Genomic DNA, 15614 nt, shown 5'->3' with positions numbered 1-15614 from the left:
AGCCATGAAAAAAGGGCGCCGCCTGAAACTCAGGCGACGCCCCTTGCTGCGGGAAGCGGGGCACGCCGAGCCAAGGCCCGGCCTGCCTTGCCGTCAGTGCTCAGCGCTTCTCGGCGGCCTCATGCTGGGCCGTGCCCGGAATCTTCTCGCCGATCTTGTCGCCGGTCGCACGCATGCCGTCGGCCGCCTTGTGCGCGACGTTGCTGGTGGCATCCCCGGCCTTCCTGGCGCCGCGCTGGGTGGCGTCCACGGCCTTGCCCGTGGTTTCCTTGGTGGCGTTCCAGGCCTTCTTGCCGCCGCGCTCGGTGGCGTTCACCGCCTTGCGCGTGCCGCTCTTGGTGGCGTCGACGGCCCTTTCGGTGGTGTCGCGGGTCGCGTTCCAGGCCTTCTCGGCGCCACGTTCGGTCGCGTGGGCCGCACGCCGGGTGGTGTCCTTGGTCGCATCCCAGGCGCGCTCGGCACCGCGCTCGGTGGCGTTCACGGCACGGCGCGTCGTGTCCTTGGTGGCGTCCCAGGCGCGTTCAGCGCCGCGCTCGGCGCGATGGGCCGTGTTGGCGCCGAACTCGCGCGCCTGCTCGACGCTGGTGGCTTCCGCGGGGTAGCGGTCCTGTGCCACGACCGGCAGTGCAACGCCTGCCATCGTGAACACAGCCGCCGCCGCGGCCGCGCGCAGGGAAAGAAGGGAGTGAACATTCTGCATGTGGGTTCTCCTGTGTGACAAAGGCTTCGGCGCGGAAATGTCGCCGTGTGCCCGCTCCAACGAGGAAGCGCACGCCAAGGATGACACCAAAAGCATGCGGGTCGAGCGCCGTCCTGCGGGTCGCGCGGTCGGCCTACGGCTGCTGTAGGCCCTGCGCGTACAGCGAGGCCGGTCCACCGCCGTCAACGGGCAGCAGGGCTGCCAAGCGGGGCATGGCCTCGCACGCATTGCGCACCGTGGCGATCGCCACGTCATCCACGCGGGCGCCGCGCAGTTCGGCAATGACCTGGGCGATGCGCGGCAGCTCGGCCGGCTCGTTGCGGCCCTGGGGCTCGCCAGCCTCGCGTTGGGCCTGCGTGCGGTAGAGCCAATGCGGGGGGATGTCGGGGGCGTCGGTTTCCAGGACCAGCGCCTCCAGCGGCAGTTGGGCGGCCAGCCGCCGCAACTGCAGCGCGCGCTCGAAGGTCACCGCACCGCCGAAGCCCAGCTTCAGCCCCAGCGAAAGGCAGGCATCCGCCTGTTGCGCGCTGCCGTTGAAGGCATGGGCGATGCCACGCCACGGCTGGCCGCGCCCCACCTCGCGCAGCTGCCGCAGCACCTTGTCCACCGAGCGGCGCACATGGATGAGCACCGGCAGCTCGAAGTCGCGCGCCAGCTCCAGCTGGCGGCGAAAGAAGTGCTGCTGCTTGGCGTCGTCCAGCCCCGGTGCGAAAAAGTCCAGCCCGATCTCGCCGAGGGCCACCAGCCGCGGGTCGGCCTGATGCGTGCGCAAGGCGTCGGCCAGCGTGTCGAGGTCTTCCGGCCGCGCCTTCGGCGTGAAAAGCGGGTGGATGCCCAGCGCATAGGCATCGCCCTGGCGGTGCGCCAGCGTGCGCACGGCCTCGAAATTGAAAACGCCCACCGCCGGAATCACACCGAGCGCCACGCCGGCCTGCCGTGCCCGCGCCTGCACGGCGGGCGCCTCGTCGCCGAACTCCGGCGCATCCAGGTGACAGTGTGTATCGACGAAGATGCTCATGCGGTCATGATGCACGATGACATGCAAGGGGGCACAAAGCGTGCTAGTGTGACCCCGTTCCCGGATCGCTTTTGCTCCCTGCCACGCTCTTGCCGGAGGTGCATCCATGCGCAGGCCCGTCCGCTACAGCCCTTCTCCCCAGGCCGTCCGGCCCGCGGCCGGCGCCGGCGCCACCGGGCAGCAGGCCGCCCCGGCCGATGCGGCGGCCGACAGTGGCGCCGCGCCGGCCGGCAAGCCGCGCTGGCAGCCCGGCCGCGGCAGCTTCGCCGTGCTGCTGGCGCTGAGCCTGTCGCTGGCGGCGGGCGCGGCCTGGGTGTGGCCCACGCACAGCCCGCATGCGCTGACCCAGAAGGACATTGACGCCGCCGTGCTGCGCACGCTGGCCACGCAGACCCTGCCCTCCCCGGCCGCGCGCGCGGCCGAGACCATCGGCCCCTCGCTGGTGCGGGTGGTGGGCTACGGCCCGGAAAAGAACACGCCCGCCGCCAAGCAGGAAAAGCGTGGCCGCAACCTGGGCAAGGGCAAGGCGCCCGAGGCCGAAGCGGCGCCGCACGAGCCCGAGGAGCGCGGCGTGGGCACGGGCGTGGTGATCGTGGACAACGGCACCATCCTGACCAACCTGCACGTGGTCGCCGGCGCCGAGCGCATCAAGGTCACCTTCCACGACGGCACCGAGTCCGACGCCACCGTGACCGGCGCGCAGCCGGAAAACGACCTGGCCGTGCTGCAGGCCAGGAAGCTGCCCGACGACCTGATCGCCGCGACCCTGCGCTCCACGGCCGACCTGCGCCCCGGCGACCAGGTGGTGGCGGTCGGCTTTCCCTTCGGCATCGGGCCCTCGGTATCGGCGGGCGTGGTGTCGGGGCTCAAGCGCTCCTTCCGTTCGCCCGAAGGCAAGCAGGAACTGGGCAACCTGATCCAGTTCGATGCCGCGGCCAACCCCGGCAATTCGGGCGGCCCGCTGGTCAACATGGACGGCGAGGTGCTGGGCATCGTCACCGCCATCCTCAACCCGACGCAGCAGCGCACCTTCATCGGCATCGGCTTCGCGGTGCCGATCGAGAACGCGGCCTCGGCCGCCGGGTCGCCGCCCTTCTAGCACTTTCGCATCTGCCGCCTGCCCCCTCCCCGCCCACCAGGACCCGCGCATGACCATGGACACCGCACCGACCGCCGCGCCCCTTGCCGCCCACGCCACGCCCGCCTCCACGGCCGAGCTGATGGAGCAGATCCTCTACCAGGTCAAGCGCGTGGTGGTGGGGCAGGACCGCTTCCTCGAACGCGTGATGGTGGCCATGCTGGCGGGCGGCCACCTGCTGGTCGAAGGCGTGCCCGGCCTGGCCAAGACGCTGACCGTGAAAACGCTGGCCGACACGGTGCGCGGCCAGTTCAAGCGCATCCAGTTCACGCCCGACCTGGTGCCCGCCGACCTGGTAGGCACGCGCATCTACAACCAGAAGACCGGCGAGTTCTCCACCGCGCTGGGTCCGGTGTTCGCCAACCTGCTGCTGGCCGACGAGATCAACCGCGCGCCGGCCAAGGTGCAAAGCGCGCTGCTCGAGGTGATGCAGGAGCGGCAGGTCACCATCGCGGGCGAGACGCACCCGGTGCCCCGGCCGTTCCTGGTGATGGCGACGCAGAACCCCATCGAGACCGAAGGCACCTACCCCCTGCCCGAGGCGCAGGTGGACCGCTTCATGATGAAGGTGCTGGTGGACTACCCGACCGACGAGGAGGAGTTCGTCATCGTGCAGCGCGTGATCGGCGCCAAGCTGGAGGCCGCGCCCGTCGCCACCACCGAGCAGCTCGCGGCCCTGCAGCAGCAGGCGCGGCAGGTGTACGTGGACCCGTCGCTGATCCAGTACGCCGTGAAGCTGGTGTCGGCCACGCGCACGCCCGAGAGGTTCGGCCTCAAGGACACGCGCCAGCTCATCACCTACGGCGCCAGCCCGCGCGCCACCATCAACCTGACCGAAGGCGCGCGGGCGCTGGCCCTGCTGCGCGGCCGCACCTACGCCCTGCCCGAGGACATGACGGACCTGGTGCCCGACGTGCTGCGCCACCGCGTGACGCTGTCGTACGAAGGGCTGTCGGAAGGCCTGACGCCCGACGCGCTGGTCGAGCGCATCATGCGGGCCGTGCCGGCGCCGCCGCGGCCGCTCGAACACGAACGGCAGGCGGCCTGAACGGGAGCACCATCCATGACGTGGTGGCGCCGATCCTCCCGCACCGCCCCGGCCGCCGAAGTCGCGGTGCAGACCGAGGCGGCCAACGATGGCGCGCCCGCCCTGCCCGCGGCCGACGGCGCCGAGCGCCTGCTGCGGCGGCTGGAATGGACCGTCATCCGCCGCCTGGACGGCCTGCTGCAGGGCGACTACCGCACGCTGATGCGCGGCACCGGCCTGGACCTGGCCGACCTGCGCGAATACCAGCTGCACGACGACGTGCGCCACATCGACTGGAACGTGACGGCGCGCCAGCAGGTGCCGCACGTGCGCGTGTTCACCGAAGACCGCGAGATGGCCGCCTGGTTCGTGCTCGACCTGAGCCGCTCCGTCGACTTCGGCTCCGGCACGCGGGCCAAGCGCGACATCTCCGCCGGTTTCGTGGGCGTGCTCGCGCGCCTGCTCACGCGGCACGGCAACCGCGTGGGCGCACTGGTCTACGGCCACAGCCTCGAAGCCGTGCTGCCCCCGCGCAGCGGCCGCGCCCACGTGCTGCGCCTGCTGCACCTGATGGGCCGGCGCGCGCCCGAGGACAAGCGCGCGGCCAAGGCCGGGCCGGCCGCCGCCGGCATGACGAAGCTGGCCGACCTGCTGGACGCCGCCGCGGCGCTGATGCCACGGCGTTCCACGGTCTTCGTGGTGTCCGACTTCCTCAGCGAACCCGGCTGGGAAAAGCCGCTGGGCCGCCTGGCGCAGCGCCATGAAGTGGTGGCCGTGCGCCTGTTCGATCCGCTGGAGCTGGATCTGCCCGACCTGGGCCTGGTGCCACTCACCGACGCGGAGACCGGCGAGCAGCTGTGGGTCGACACGCATGACGCGGGCTTTCGCCGCCGCTTCGCGCGCCTGGCCGCCGACCGCGAGACGGCGCTGCGCGAAGCCCTGGCCCGCGCCGGCGTGGACGCGCTCGAGCTGTCGACCGAAGACGACCTGGTGCAGGCCATCGTCCGCTTCTCGGACCTTCGCAAGCGCCGCGTGCGAACCGGACGGAGCGGCCCGGCGACCCTCCCTGCAGGAGCCCCATCATGAGCTTTCTCTGGCCCCAGTTCCTCTGGCTGCTGGCGGTGCTGCCGCTGTTGCTGCTGCTCTATGTCTGGCTGCTGCGGCGCAAGAAGAAGCTGGCGGTGCGCTATGCCAGCCTGTCCATCGTGCGCGAGGCCCTGGGCACGGGCCATTCGCTGCGCCGCCACCTGCCGCCGCTGCTTTTCCTGCTGGCCATCGCGGCCATGCTGATCGCGGCGGCGCGGCCCATGGCCTCGGTGGTGCTGCCGTCCAACCAGCAGACCATCATCCTCGCGATGGACGTGTCGGGCAGCATGCGCGCGGAGGACGTCAAGCCCAACCGCTTGGTGGCCGCGCAAGAAGCCGCCAAGGGTTTCATCAAGGACCTGCCGCGCCACGTGAAGGTGGGCGTGGTGGCCTTCGCGGGCAGCGCCAACGTGGCGCAGCTGCCCACCACCCACCGCGAAGACCTCTACGCCGCCATCGATTCCTTCCAGCTGCAGCGCGCCACCGCCACGGGCAATGCCATCGTGGTGTCGCTGGCCACGCTGTTCCCGGATGCCGGCATCGACATCACCAGCTTCGGGCCGCCCGGGCGCCAGCAGTTGCAGGGCGTGCCCATCGACCAGGCGCAGCGCCCCAGGCCGGCGGAGGCCGCACCGGTGCCGCCCGGCTCGTACAGCTCGGCCGCCATCATCATGCTGACCGATGGCCAGCGCACCACGGGCGTGGACCCGATGGATGCGGCCAAGGCCGCCGCCGACCGCGGCGTGCGCGTCTACACGGTGGGGGTGGGCACCGTGACGGGCGAGACCATCGGCTTCGAAGGCTGGTCCATGCGCGTGCGGCTGGACGAGGAAACCCTCAAGGCCGTGGCCACCAGCACGGCCGCCGAGTACTTCTACGCCGGCACGGCGACGGACCTCAAGAAGGTCTATGAAACCCTCAGCTCGCGCCTGACGGTGGAGAAGAAGGAAACCGAGATCTCGGCGTTGTTCGCGCTGGGCGCGGCCCTGCTCGCGCTGCTGTCGGCCGGGCTGTCGCTGCTGTGGTTCAACCGGATCCTGTAGCCGCGCCCGGCCCTTGGCTTGCGCAAGAATCGGGGCGTGCACCGCGAGCGCGGCGCACGCCCCGTTCGCTTCTCGTCGCTGCGCGCGCGTGCATGCCTGAGGAGCGCGGCTCGACGCGGCGGCCTTCCCGGGCCGCGCACAGGAACATCTTTCACGACAGATTCTTGAGGAAGGAGACGGCTCGCATGTTCGATCTCACAGGCAAGGTGGCGCTGGTCACGGGTGGCAACGGCGGCATCGGGCTGGGCATGGCCCTGGGGCTGGCGCAGGCCGGCGCCCGCGTGGTGGTGGCCGCGCGCAACATGGCCAAGTCCGAGGACGCGGTCCGGCAACTGCGCGCCGCGGGCAGCGACAGCTTCGCCATCGCCGCCGACGTGACCGACGAAGCCTCGGTGCAGCAGCTTTTCGAGGCCGTGGCCGCGCGCTGCGGCGCGCTGCACATCCTGGTGAACAACGCGGGCACCACGGTGCGCAAGCCGGTGGACCAGCTGGCCCTGGCCGAATGGCACCAGGTGATGGACACCAACCTCACCAGCGCCTTCCTGTGCAGCCGCGCCGCGCATCCGCTGCTCAAGGCCGCGGGGGGCGGCAAGGTGATCAACATCGGCTCGATGATGTCCATCTTCGGCGCGCCCTACGCGCCGGCCTACGGCGCCAGCAAGGGCGGCATCGTGCAGCTGACCAAGGCCATGGCTGCGTCCTGGGCGGTGGATGGCATCCAGGTCAATGCCATCCTGCCGGGCTGGATCGCCACCGAGCTGACGGACGCCGCCCGCACGCAGGTGGCCGGGCTCAACGAGCGCGTGATCGCCCGCACGGCGGCCGGCCGCTGGGGCCAGCCCAAGGACCTCGCGGGCACCGCCGTGTTCCTGGCCAGCAGCGCGTCGGACTTCGTGACCGGCACCGCGATCCCGGTGGACGGCGGCTACTCCATCGCGGCCTGAGCGGCACCGCTCAGGCGCCTGCCGGCACCTTGTCCAGGAAGCCCGTCACGCGGCGCAGCTTGCCGCCCTGCAGGTCGGCGAAGTCGGTGCCCTGGATCAGGTCGCGTGCCTCCTGCGGGCCGAGCGTCCATGAGAAGCGCAGGTGCTCGCCGTGCGCGTCGGGCGTGCCGATCAGCGTGAAGCGAAAGCCCGGGTAGCGTTCCTGGACCGCACCGACCAGGGCGCTGATCTGCGTGTGGCCGCGCACGGCGGCCAGCGGGTCGGTGTAGGCGGCGTCTTCGCACCAGTGGCTGCGCAGCAGCTCGGCGCGGCGTGCGGCGTCGGGCTCGTTCCACAGCGCAATGTAGTGGCTGGCAAGGGCGCGGGCGTCGACGGGGGCGGCGGTGGTGGCGGTGGCGGCGGTCATGGCGATCTCCTGTGTGCGTTGAGGTGCACGCATGGTCGCCGCGCCGCGGCCGCCGGTCGATGACCTGTGAGGTCATGTGCGTCGTGCGTGTGTCCTGCGCAAGCCGAAGAGGCCGGCATCATCCGGCGCCGCGCAGCCGCCGCCCGTGCCGGCTGGTGCGGGGCGGCGCGGTTCAGAAGTGGATGCTGATGGCGTCGCGCACGCCGTAGCCGTCGTCCACCACCGGCATCCAGCGCCACTTGTCGAAGGTGGTGCAGGGGTGCGAGATGCCCAGCCCGACGCGCTCGCCCACGACGGGCGCCTGCGCAGCGAGTGCGGGATCGGCCGCGTCCCAGCGCAGGTAGGCATGCTGGTCGTTGAGGCCCGTGATGCGCCAGCCCGAAGGCGCTGCACAGGCTTGGCGGGCGCCGGGCGCCGCACGCGCGATGGGCATCGGCAGGCCCATGTCGAAGGACAGGTCGCGCTTGCCCGCGCCCACGATGGCCAGGCCCGGCTCGGGGCAGGACTGCACCAGCGCCCACACCTCCAGGGCCGGGCGCAGCGCGTCGCCGCAATCACAGCCCAGGCGCGGCGCCATCGCCTGCAGCATGCGCGTGTAGGTGCCGTGGTCGTGCGTGATATAGCAGCCCGAGCGCAGCACGCCCCGCACCGGTCGGCCCAGCGCCGGTCGCAGGCGTGCGGCCACCAGATCGAACACGGCCGAGCCGCCGGCTGACACGATCACTTCGTCGTGCGCGAACAGGCCTTCCTGCACGCACTGGCGCGCCACCGCATCCACGCGGTCCATGAGCGTGTTCACCCAGTCGGTGTCAGCCGCGCTCTCACCCTGGGCCCAAAGGCCTTCGTAGCATTCGATGCCGGCCAGTTGCGCGGCCGGACTGGCGTGCACGGCACGCGCCACGGCCAGCGCCTCTTCCTCGTCGCGGCAGCCCGTGCGGCCGCCGTGGAAGCCGATCTCCAGCAGCAGCTCGAAAGGCCGCACCAACGGGTGCTTCGCGGCCCAGGCTTCGATCTGCGCCAGCTGCGCCTGTGAATCGACCAGGAACAGCACGCGCAGGTCGGCGTGCGCCTGCAGCAGCCTCTGCAGCGCGGCCAGGTCCGCCGCGCCGATCACCTGGTTCGCAATGATGGCGCGCCGCACGCCCGCCGCCACCCCCATCGCCAGCTGAAAGACGTTGCCGAAACTGATGCCCCAGGCGCCCGCGGCGATCTGGCGCGCGAAGAGCTGCGGCGACAGGGTGGTCTTGCCGTGCGGCGCCAGCGCCACGCCCCAGGACCGGGTCCGTTCCGCCATCCAGGCGATGTTGTGCGCCAGTGCGTCGCGCTTGAGCAGCGCAACAGGGAAAGGCAGATCGTCGGCGAGCAGGTTCCAGCCCTGCGCCCCCACCTCGCTGACGCGCAGCGGCGGGCTGTGCAGGGGCAGACCCTTCAGGGGCGGATGCAGCAGGGGGTCGGTGAAGTTCGTGTCGGGCATGGGGCATAGCGTGCCACGAAAACACGCTCGCCCCGCTGGCTGCGCGAACCCAGGCACCTCTGTTCGCGGGCGGTTGGGGCCCGACCCGGCGCGCCGTCGGGCGCCGGGCCGGGCCGGAAGGCGGCGCCAGGACCGTGCGGTCAGACCACGCCCTGCGCCAGCATCGCGTCCGCCACCTTCACGAAGCCGGCGACGTTGGCGCCATCCACGTAGCTCACGCGGCCGTCGGCGCGCGTGCCGTACTGCAGGCAGGACGCATGGATACTCTGCATGATCTGCAGCAGGCGGCCGTCCACTTCCTCGCGCGGCCAGGAGATGCGCGAGGCGTTCTGGCTCATTTCCAGGCCCGAGGTGGCGACGCCGCCGGCGTTGCTGGCCTTGCCCGGTGCGTAGAGCACGCCCGCCTGCTCGAAGACGTGAACCGCCTCGATGGTCGAGGGCATGTTGGCGCCCTCGGCCACGCAAACCACGCCGTTCTTGACCAGCGTCTTCGCGTCCTCGGCGTTCAGCTCGTTCTGCGTCGCGCTGGGCAGCGCCACGTCCACCGGCACGTGCCAGGGCGTGGCGCCGGCGATGAACTTCGTGCCCGTGCGTTCGGCATAGTCGCTCACGCGGCCATAGAGGTGGTTCTTCACGTCCATCAGCACGGCCAGCTTCTCGGTCGTGAAGCCGTCCTCGTCGACCACCGTGCCGCTGGAGTCGGACACCGTGACCACCTTGGCGCCCAGCGCCAGGGCCTTCTCGATGGTGTACTGGGCCACGTTGCCCGCGCCGGAAACGGACACGCGCAGGCCGTCGAAGCTCTTGCCGCGGGTCTTGAGCATTTCCTGCGCGAAATAGACGTTGCCGTAACCCGTGGCCTCGGGGCGGATCAGCGAGCCGCCGAAGCTCAGGCCCTTGCCCGTGAACACGCAGTCGGCGCGGTTGGTCAGCTTCTTGACCATGCCGGCCATGAAGCCCACTTCACGCCCGCCGACGCCGATGTCGCCCGCCGGCACGTCGGTGTACGCGCCCACGTGGCGGAACAGCTCGGTCGCGAAGGCCTGGCAGAAGCGCATCACCTCGCCCTGGCTCTTGCCCTTGGGGTCGAAGTCGGAGCCGCCCTTGCCGCCGCCCATGGGCAGCGTGGTCAGGGCGTTCTTGAAGGTCTGCTCGAAGGCCAGGAACTTCAGGATCGACAGGTTGACCGAGGGGTGGAAGCGCAGGCCGCCCTTGTAGGGGCCGATGGCCAGGCTGTGCTGGATGCGGTAGCCGCGGTTGACCTGCACCTCGCCGTGGTCGTCGGTCCAGCAGACGCGGAAGCTGATGGCGCGCTCGGGTTCGACCAGGCGTTCGAGCAGCGCCTGGGTCTGGTACCTGGGATGGTCGGCGATGAAGGGCCACAAGCTCTGGATCACCTCGGTCACGGCTTGCAGGTATTCCGGCTGCCCCGGGTTGCGTTGGGCCACATGGGCCAGGAAGTCTTGGGCGCTGCCGTGCTTCATCCGATCTCCAAAAAAGTGCGTAATTGACCAAAACCGCGCATTGTCATGCATGGCGCACAGCAGGTTATGCACCAAAAACATGATGTCCCCGGGGATTTGCACCGGCATGGCGCATTCCGGGAAGGACGGCGCTTCCCTTTTTGCCGAGGGACTCGAACACGGCGGCACAGCAACGCCCCCCCGCGCGCGGCCCGGCCGCAGGCACGGCACCGCCCGCCGCCGGGCGCGGCGAAACGGGGTGCAGGAGGAAAGAAGTGCCCCGCCGGCGCGCCGGGGCCGGCCCCCGCCGCTCAGGCCGCGAGGCGCCCCGCGTTGAGCCGCAGCACGCGGTCGCAGCGCGCGGCCAGCGTGTCGTCGTGCGTGACCATGACGAAGGCCGTGCCCTGCTCGCGCGCTAGGCGCAGCATCAGCGCGAACACGCCATCGGCGGTGCTGCGGTCCAGGTTGCCGGTGGGCTCGTCGGCGAGCACGCAGGCCGGCTGGGCCACCAGCGCGCGCGCGATGGCCACGCGCTGGCGCTCGCCGCCCGACAACTCGGCCGGGCGGTGCGACAAGCGCTCGGCCAGCCCCACGGCCGCCAGCATGGCCCGTGCGGATTCGGCGGCCCGGCGCGGCTCCATGCGGCGGATCTTCAGCGGCATGGCCACGTTGTCCAGCGCGCTGAATTCCGGCAGCAGGTGGTGGAACTGGTAGACGAAGCCCAGGTGCGCGTTGCGCAGCCGGCCCTGCTCGGCCGCAGGGAGCCGCGCGAAGTCCTGGCCCTTGAGCGTGACGGCGCCCGAGGTGGGCGCGTCCAGCCCGCCCATCAGGTGCAGCAGGGTGCTCTTGCCCGAGCCCGAGGCGCCCACGATGGCCAGCGTCTCGCCGGCGCGCACGTCCAGGTCCACGCCGTGGAGCACCGTCAGGTCGATGCGGCCTTCGTGGAAGCGCTTGGTCAGGCCGCGGGCCTGCAGGACCACGGTGTCGCCACCGCCGGGCCGCCCCAAGGCGGGGGGCGCCCCCTCGGAGGGCCGCGAACCTCGCGAAGCGGGGAGCGTGGGGCTCTCATTCATAGCGCAGCGCCTCCGCCGGGTTCACGCGGCTGGCGCGCCAGCTCGGATACAGGGTGGCGGCGAAAGCCAAGATCAGGGAGATGACGGTGATCGGCAGGATGTCGCTGCGCTGCGGGTCGCTGGGCATGCGGCTGATGAGGTAGATGTCCTTGGGCAGGAAGCTGGCGTTGAGCGCCTTCTCGATGAAGGAAACGATCTCGGTCACGTTGTAGGCCACCAGCAGGCCCAGGCCCAGCCCGGCCAGGGTGCCGATCACCCCCACCATCGCGCCCTGCACCACGAAGATGCCCATGATGCTGCGCGGGCTCGCGCCCAGGGTGCGCAGGATGGCGATGTCGGCGCGCTTGTCGGTCACCGTCATCACCAGCGTGCTCACCAGGTTGAAGGCCGCCACCGCCACGATCAGCGTGAGGATGATGAACATCATGCGCTTTTCCACCTGCACGGCCGCGAACCAGGTGCGGTTCTGGCGCGTCCAGTCGCGGATCAGGAACTGGCCCGGCAGCGTCTGCGCCATCTCGTCGGCCACCTCGCGCGCCTGGTTCAGGTCCTTGAGCTTGAGCCGCAGGCCGGTCGGCCCTTCGAGCCGGAACACGCGCGCCGCGTCTTCCACGTGGATCATGGCCAGGGCCGAGTCGTATTCGTAGTGGCCCGAATCGAAAGTGCCCACCACGGTGAAGGACTTGAGCCGCGGCACCACGCCGGCCGGCGTGACCTGGCCGCCCGGCGCGATCAGCGTCACCTGGTCGCCCTCGCGCACGAACAGCGCGCGCGCCAGTTCGCCGCCCAGCACGATGCCGAACTCGCCCGGCACCAGCTTGTCGAGCGCCCCTTTCTGGGCCGTGCCCGAGAAATCGGTGACCTCCGGCTCCTGCGCCGGCACGATGCCGCGCACCAGCGCGCCCTTCATGTCCTCGCCGCGCGCGATCAGTGCCTGCGAGGCGATGAAGGGCGCCGCGCCCATCACCTCGGGGTTCCGGCGCGCCGCGGCCGCGATGACGTCCAGGTCCGGCAGCGCCTGGCCGTCGCGCGAAAAGATCTCGATGTGCGAGACCACGCCCAGCATGCGGTCGCGCACTTCCTTCTGGAAGCCGTTCATCACCGACAGCACGATGATCAGCGCCGCCACGCCCAGCGCGATGCCGGCCATGGACACGCCCGAGATGAAGTTGATGAAGCCGTTGCGCCGCGTGGCCCGGCCCGCGCGCGTGTAGCGCCAGCCGAGTTGCAGTTCGTAGGGGAGTTGCATAGAGGGTGGAGATCGCCCGGAAGGCGGGCGGCCGATTGTGTCATCGCGCCTGCAGGCCCGGGCCGCCAACGGCCTTGCGCGGGCACCGACAATCGGCCCATGCCTTCTTCCACCGTGCCGGTGGGCGCCGCGGCGCCGCACCTGCTGATTCCCTTTGCCAGCCACCCGGGCGTGGCCTGCCGCATGGCGCTGCGCGAGTTGGACCTGCCGCACCTGCAGGCGCTGCTCGCCCGCCTGGCCGTCGCCCAGGAAGACGCGCAGGACGAATCCACCCTGAGCCCGCCGCACGAGCGCGCCCTGGCGCGCGCACGCGGCCTGGCCGTGGCCGACGGCCTGCTGCCCTGGGCCGCCCTGGCGGCCGAGGCGCAGGGCCTGCCCCAGGCCGAAGGCCAGGGCTGGGGCCTGCTCACCCTGTGCCACTGGCAGGTGGGCCTGAGCGAAGTCGTGCTCGGCGATCCGCCGCAGATGGGCATCACGGCGCAGGAATCCGACGCGCTGCTGGCCCTCGCCCGGCCCTTCTTCGAAGAGGACGGCCTCGCCCTTTTCGCCACCCCCGAGCCCGGCCGCTGGCTGGTGCGCGGCGCGCTGCTGCAGGACCTGCCCACGGCCTCGGTGGACCGCGCCGTGGGCCAGCCGCTGGCGCCCTGGCTGCCGATGGGCGACGCGGCCCGGCCGCTGCGCCGCCTGCAAAACGAGATCCAGATGCTGCTGTACACCCACCGCGTGAACGACGACCGCGCCGCGCACGGCATGGTGCCCATCAACTCCTTCTGGCTCAGCGGCACAGGGCGTGCCCCCGCGCAGCCACTGGCGCCCACGCCGCGCGTGGCCGGGCAACTGCGCGAAAGCGCCCTGCAGGACGACGGCGCCGGCTGGGCCCGCTGCTGGACGCAGCTGGACGCGCAGGTGCTCGCCCCGCTGTGCGCACAGGCCGATGCCGGCCAGCCGCTCACGCTGACCCTGTGCGGCGCACGCAGCGCGCTGCGGCTGGAGAACCGCCCGCGGGGCCTGGGCGCCTGGCTGCGCAGCCGGCTGCGCCGACCCGAGGTGGCCCCCGTGCTGGAGGCGCTGTGAGGATCGTCGCGCGCGAGGTGCCCCCGCGCAGCGCCTGGGCGCTGGAACAGGCCGGCGTGCATCCGCTGCTGGCCCGCCTGTTCGCCGCCCGCGGCGTACAGACCCGTGAGGACCTGGACGACGCCCTGGCCCGCCTGCTGCCGCCCAGCGGCCTGCGCGGCACGCGCGAGGCCGCCGTGCTGCTGGCCGACGCCATCGCGCAGCACCAGCGCATCTGCATCGTGGCCGACTATGACTGCGACGGCGCCACCGCCTGCGCCGTGGCCGTGCGCGGCCTGCGCCTGCTGGGCGCCACGCAGGTCAGCTACCTGGTGCCCGACCGCGTGGTGGACGGCTACGGCCTCACGCCGACCATCGCCGAGCGCGTGGCCGCCCAGGGGGCCGACCTGCTCGTGACCGTGGACAACGGCATCGCCAGCGTGGAGGGCGTGGCCCATGCGCAGGCGCTGGGCCTGAAGGTGCTCGTGACCGACCACCACCTGCCCGGCCCCACCCTGCCCGCGGCCGAGGTGCTGGTCAACCCGAACCACCCTGAATGCGGCTTCGGCAGCAAATGCCTGGCGGGCGTGGGCGTGATGTTCTACGTGCTGCTGGCGCTGCGCGCCGAACTGCGCGCGCGAGGGGCTTATGAGAGCCGGCCCGCCGCCGGGCCGCCCCCAGGCGGGCCAGCCCCCTCGGGGGGCAGCGAACCTCGCGAAGCGGGGAGCGTGGGGGCGCCCATTCGGCAACCCAAGCTCGACACGCTGCTGCCCCTGGTCGCGCTCGGCACCGTGGCCGACGTGGTGAAGCTGGACGCGAACAACCGCCGCCTGGTCGCGCAAGGCCTGCGCCGCATCCGCGCCGGCGCCATGCCGGTGGGCATGGCCGCGCTGTTGCGCGTAGCCGGCCGCAAGCCCGAAGCGGCCACCACCTTCGACTTCGGCTTCGCGCTGGGCCCGCGCATCAATGCCGCCGGCCGGCTGGCCGACATGACGCTGGGCATCGAATGCCTGCTGACCGACGACGCTGCGCGCGCCGACGAACTGGCGCGCCTGTTGGACGCCATCAACCGCGAGCGCCGCAGCATCGAAGACGGCATGCGCGAACAGGCCCTGCAACTGGCCGGCGAACTGTTCCCGCCCGGGCAGGCGCCGCCCGCGGCCATCGCCGTCTACGACCCCGATTTCCACGAAGGCGTGGTCGGCATCGTGGCCTCGCGCCTGAAGGACCTGTACCACCGCCCCACCTTCGTCTTCGCGGCCAGCGGCGCCGAGGGGCGCGGGCACGAACTCAAGGGATCGGGCCGCTCGATCCCGGGCTTTCACCTGCGCGACGCGCTGGACCTGGTCGCCAAGCGGCACCCCGGCGTGCTGCTGCGCTTCGGCGGCCACGCGATGGCGGCCGGCTGCACGGTGCCCGAGGCGCAGTTCGCCACCTTCGCGCGCGCTTTTGCCGAAGTGGCCGACGAATGGCTGGACGCCGCCACGCTCACGCGCCGGCTGGACACCGATGGCCCGCTGGCGCCCGAGTACCTGCGCGTGGACCTGGTGGACACCCTGCACCGCGAGGTCTGGGGCCAGGGCTTCGCGCCGCCCACCTTCAGCGACGAGGTGGAAGTGGTGTCGCAGCGGCTGGTGGGCCAGGGCCATCTGTCGCTCAGGCTGCGGCTGGGCGGCCAGCCCATCGACGGCATCTGGTTCGGCCGCAGCGAGCCGCTGCCGCCGCGCGTGAAGCTGGCTTTCAGGCTCGACGCCAGCGAATGGCAGGGTCAGCGCCGGCTGCAGCTGATGGTCGAAGGCGCCGAGATAGAACCCCCACGCTCCCCCGCTGCGCGCGGTCCGCTGCCCCCCGAGGGGGCGCTCGCCGCCTTGGGGCGGCCCGGCGGCGGCGAGTTCGAGCCCCCACGCTCCCCCGCTGCGCGTGGTCCGCTGCCCCCCAAG

13 protein-coding genes and 1 pseudogene are annotated in these 15614 nt (G+C 71.8%); 7 read left to right on the top strand and 7 right to left on the bottom strand.

Annotation, left to right across the window (positions count from 1 at the left end):
* Nucleotides 1-100: 100 nt before the first annotated feature.
* Both LG388_RS18395 and LG388_RS18390 read right to left on the bottom strand, forming a co-directional pair.
* The gene (locus LG388_RS18395) at nt 101-700 is read right to left on the bottom strand and encodes a hypothetical protein (RefSeq protein ID WP_225784161.1); all 600 of its coding nucleotides are present in this window, start codon (nt 698-700) and stop codon (nt 101-103) included.
* Nucleotides 701-833: 133 nt separating this feature from the next.
* Nucleotides 834-1718, bottom strand: coding sequence for a TatD family hydrolase (locus LG388_RS18390; protein ID WP_225784160.1), 885 nt, complete (start codon nt 1716-1718; stop codon nt 834-836).
* Nucleotides 1719-1824: 106 nt separating this feature from the next.
* Here LG388_RS18390 and LG388_RS18385 point away from each other — a divergent pair, with 106 nt between their 5' ends.
* The 5 genes from LG388_RS18385 to LG388_RS18365 all read left to right on the top strand — a co-directional run bounded on the left by LG388_RS18385 (nt 1825) and on the right by LG388_RS18365 (nt 6956).
* Complete coding sequence (locus LG388_RS18385; RefSeq protein ID WP_225784159.1) at nt 1825-2817, top strand: S1C family serine protease; 993 nt, start codon at nt 1825-1827, stop codon at nt 2815-2817.
* A 55-nt stretch (nt 2818-2872) separates the two neighbouring features.
* Nucleotides 2873-3904 (top strand): MoxR family ATPase, encoded by a 1032-nt coding sequence (locus tag LG388_RS18380; RefSeq protein WP_225784424.1) that lies wholly within the window; start codon nt 2873-2875, stop codon nt 3902-3904.
* A 15-nt stretch (nt 3905-3919) separates the two neighbouring features.
* Entirely contained in the window at nt 3920-4969 is a 1050-nt protein-coding gene (locus LG388_RS18375) for a DUF58 domain-containing protein (protein ID WP_225784158.1), read from the top strand.
* Entirely contained in the window at nt 4966-6012 is a 1047-nt protein-coding gene (locus LG388_RS18370; RefSeq protein ID WP_225784157.1) for a VWA domain-containing protein, read from the top strand. Before LG388_RS18375 ends, LG388_RS18370 begins: the two co-directional genes overlap by 4 nt.
* Before the next feature lie 185 nt (nt 6013-6197).
* Entirely contained in the window at nt 6198-6956 is a 759-nt protein-coding gene (locus tag LG388_RS18365; RefSeq protein ID WP_225784156.1) for an SDR family NAD(P)-dependent oxidoreductase, read from the top strand.
* A gap of 10 nt (nt 6957-6966) precedes the next feature.
* Here the strand turns inward: LG388_RS18365 and LG388_RS18360 are convergent, their stop codons facing one another.
* The 5 genes from LG388_RS18360 to LG388_RS18340 all read right to left on the bottom strand — a co-directional run bounded on the left by LG388_RS18360 (nt 6967) and on the right by LG388_RS18340 (nt 12621).
* Entirely contained in the window at nt 6967-7362 is a 396-nt protein-coding gene (locus tag LG388_RS18360) for a nuclear transport factor 2 family protein (protein WP_225784155.1), read from the bottom strand.
* 172 nt (nt 7363-7534) lie between these two features.
* Nucleotides 7535-8836, bottom strand: coding sequence for an amino acid deaminase (locus LG388_RS18355; protein WP_225784154.1), 1302 nt, complete (start codon nt 8834-8836; stop codon nt 7535-7537).
* 140 nt (nt 8837-8976) lie between these two features.
* Nucleotides 8977-10320, bottom strand: coding sequence for an NADP-specific glutamate dehydrogenase (gene gdhA, locus LG388_RS18350; protein ID WP_225784153.1), 1344 nt, complete (start codon nt 10318-10320; stop codon nt 8977-8979).
* Between the two features lie 290 nt (nt 10321-10610).
* Nucleotides 10611-11279 carry a lipoprotein-releasing ABC transporter ATP-binding protein LolD gene (gene lolD, locus LG388_RS18345; RefSeq protein ID WP_304956854.1) on the bottom strand — a complete coding sequence of 223 codons (669 nt, stop codon included), beginning with the start codon at nt 11277-11279 and terminating at the stop codon, nt 10611-10613.
* A gap of 85 nt (nt 11280-11364) precedes the next feature.
* On the bottom strand, nt 11365-12621 hold the full coding sequence (locus tag LG388_RS18340; RefSeq protein ID WP_225784151.1) for a lipoprotein-releasing ABC transporter permease subunit: 1257 nt from the start codon (nt 12619-12621) through the stop codon (nt 11365-11367).
* A 99-nt stretch (nt 12622-12720) separates the two neighbouring features.
* Here LG388_RS18340 and LG388_RS18335 point away from each other — a divergent pair, with 99 nt between their 5' ends.
* Both LG388_RS18335 and recJ read left to right on the top strand, forming a co-directional pair.
* Nucleotides 12721-13695 (top strand): hypothetical protein, encoded by a 975-nt coding sequence (locus LG388_RS18335; RefSeq protein ID WP_225784150.1) that lies wholly within the window; start codon nt 12721-12723, stop codon nt 13693-13695.
* Nucleotides 13692-15482: pseudogene (gene recJ / locus LG388_RS18330) on the top strand (single-stranded-DNA-specific exonuclease RecJ); the annotation flags it as partial. The gene LG388_RS18335 and the pseudogene recJ, both read left to right, overlap by 4 nt.
* Nucleotides 15483-15614: the final 132 nt, after the last annotated feature.

Origin of the sequence: Xenophilus sp. Marseille-Q4582 (assembly GCF_916700565.1) — a bacterium.
Lineage (GTDB): Bacteria > Pseudomonadota > Gammaproteobacteria > Burkholderiales > Burkholderiaceae_C > Xenophilus.
Note: the sequence above shows the minus strand (reverse complement) of the source record. Positions and strands in the feature narration are given on the sequence as shown.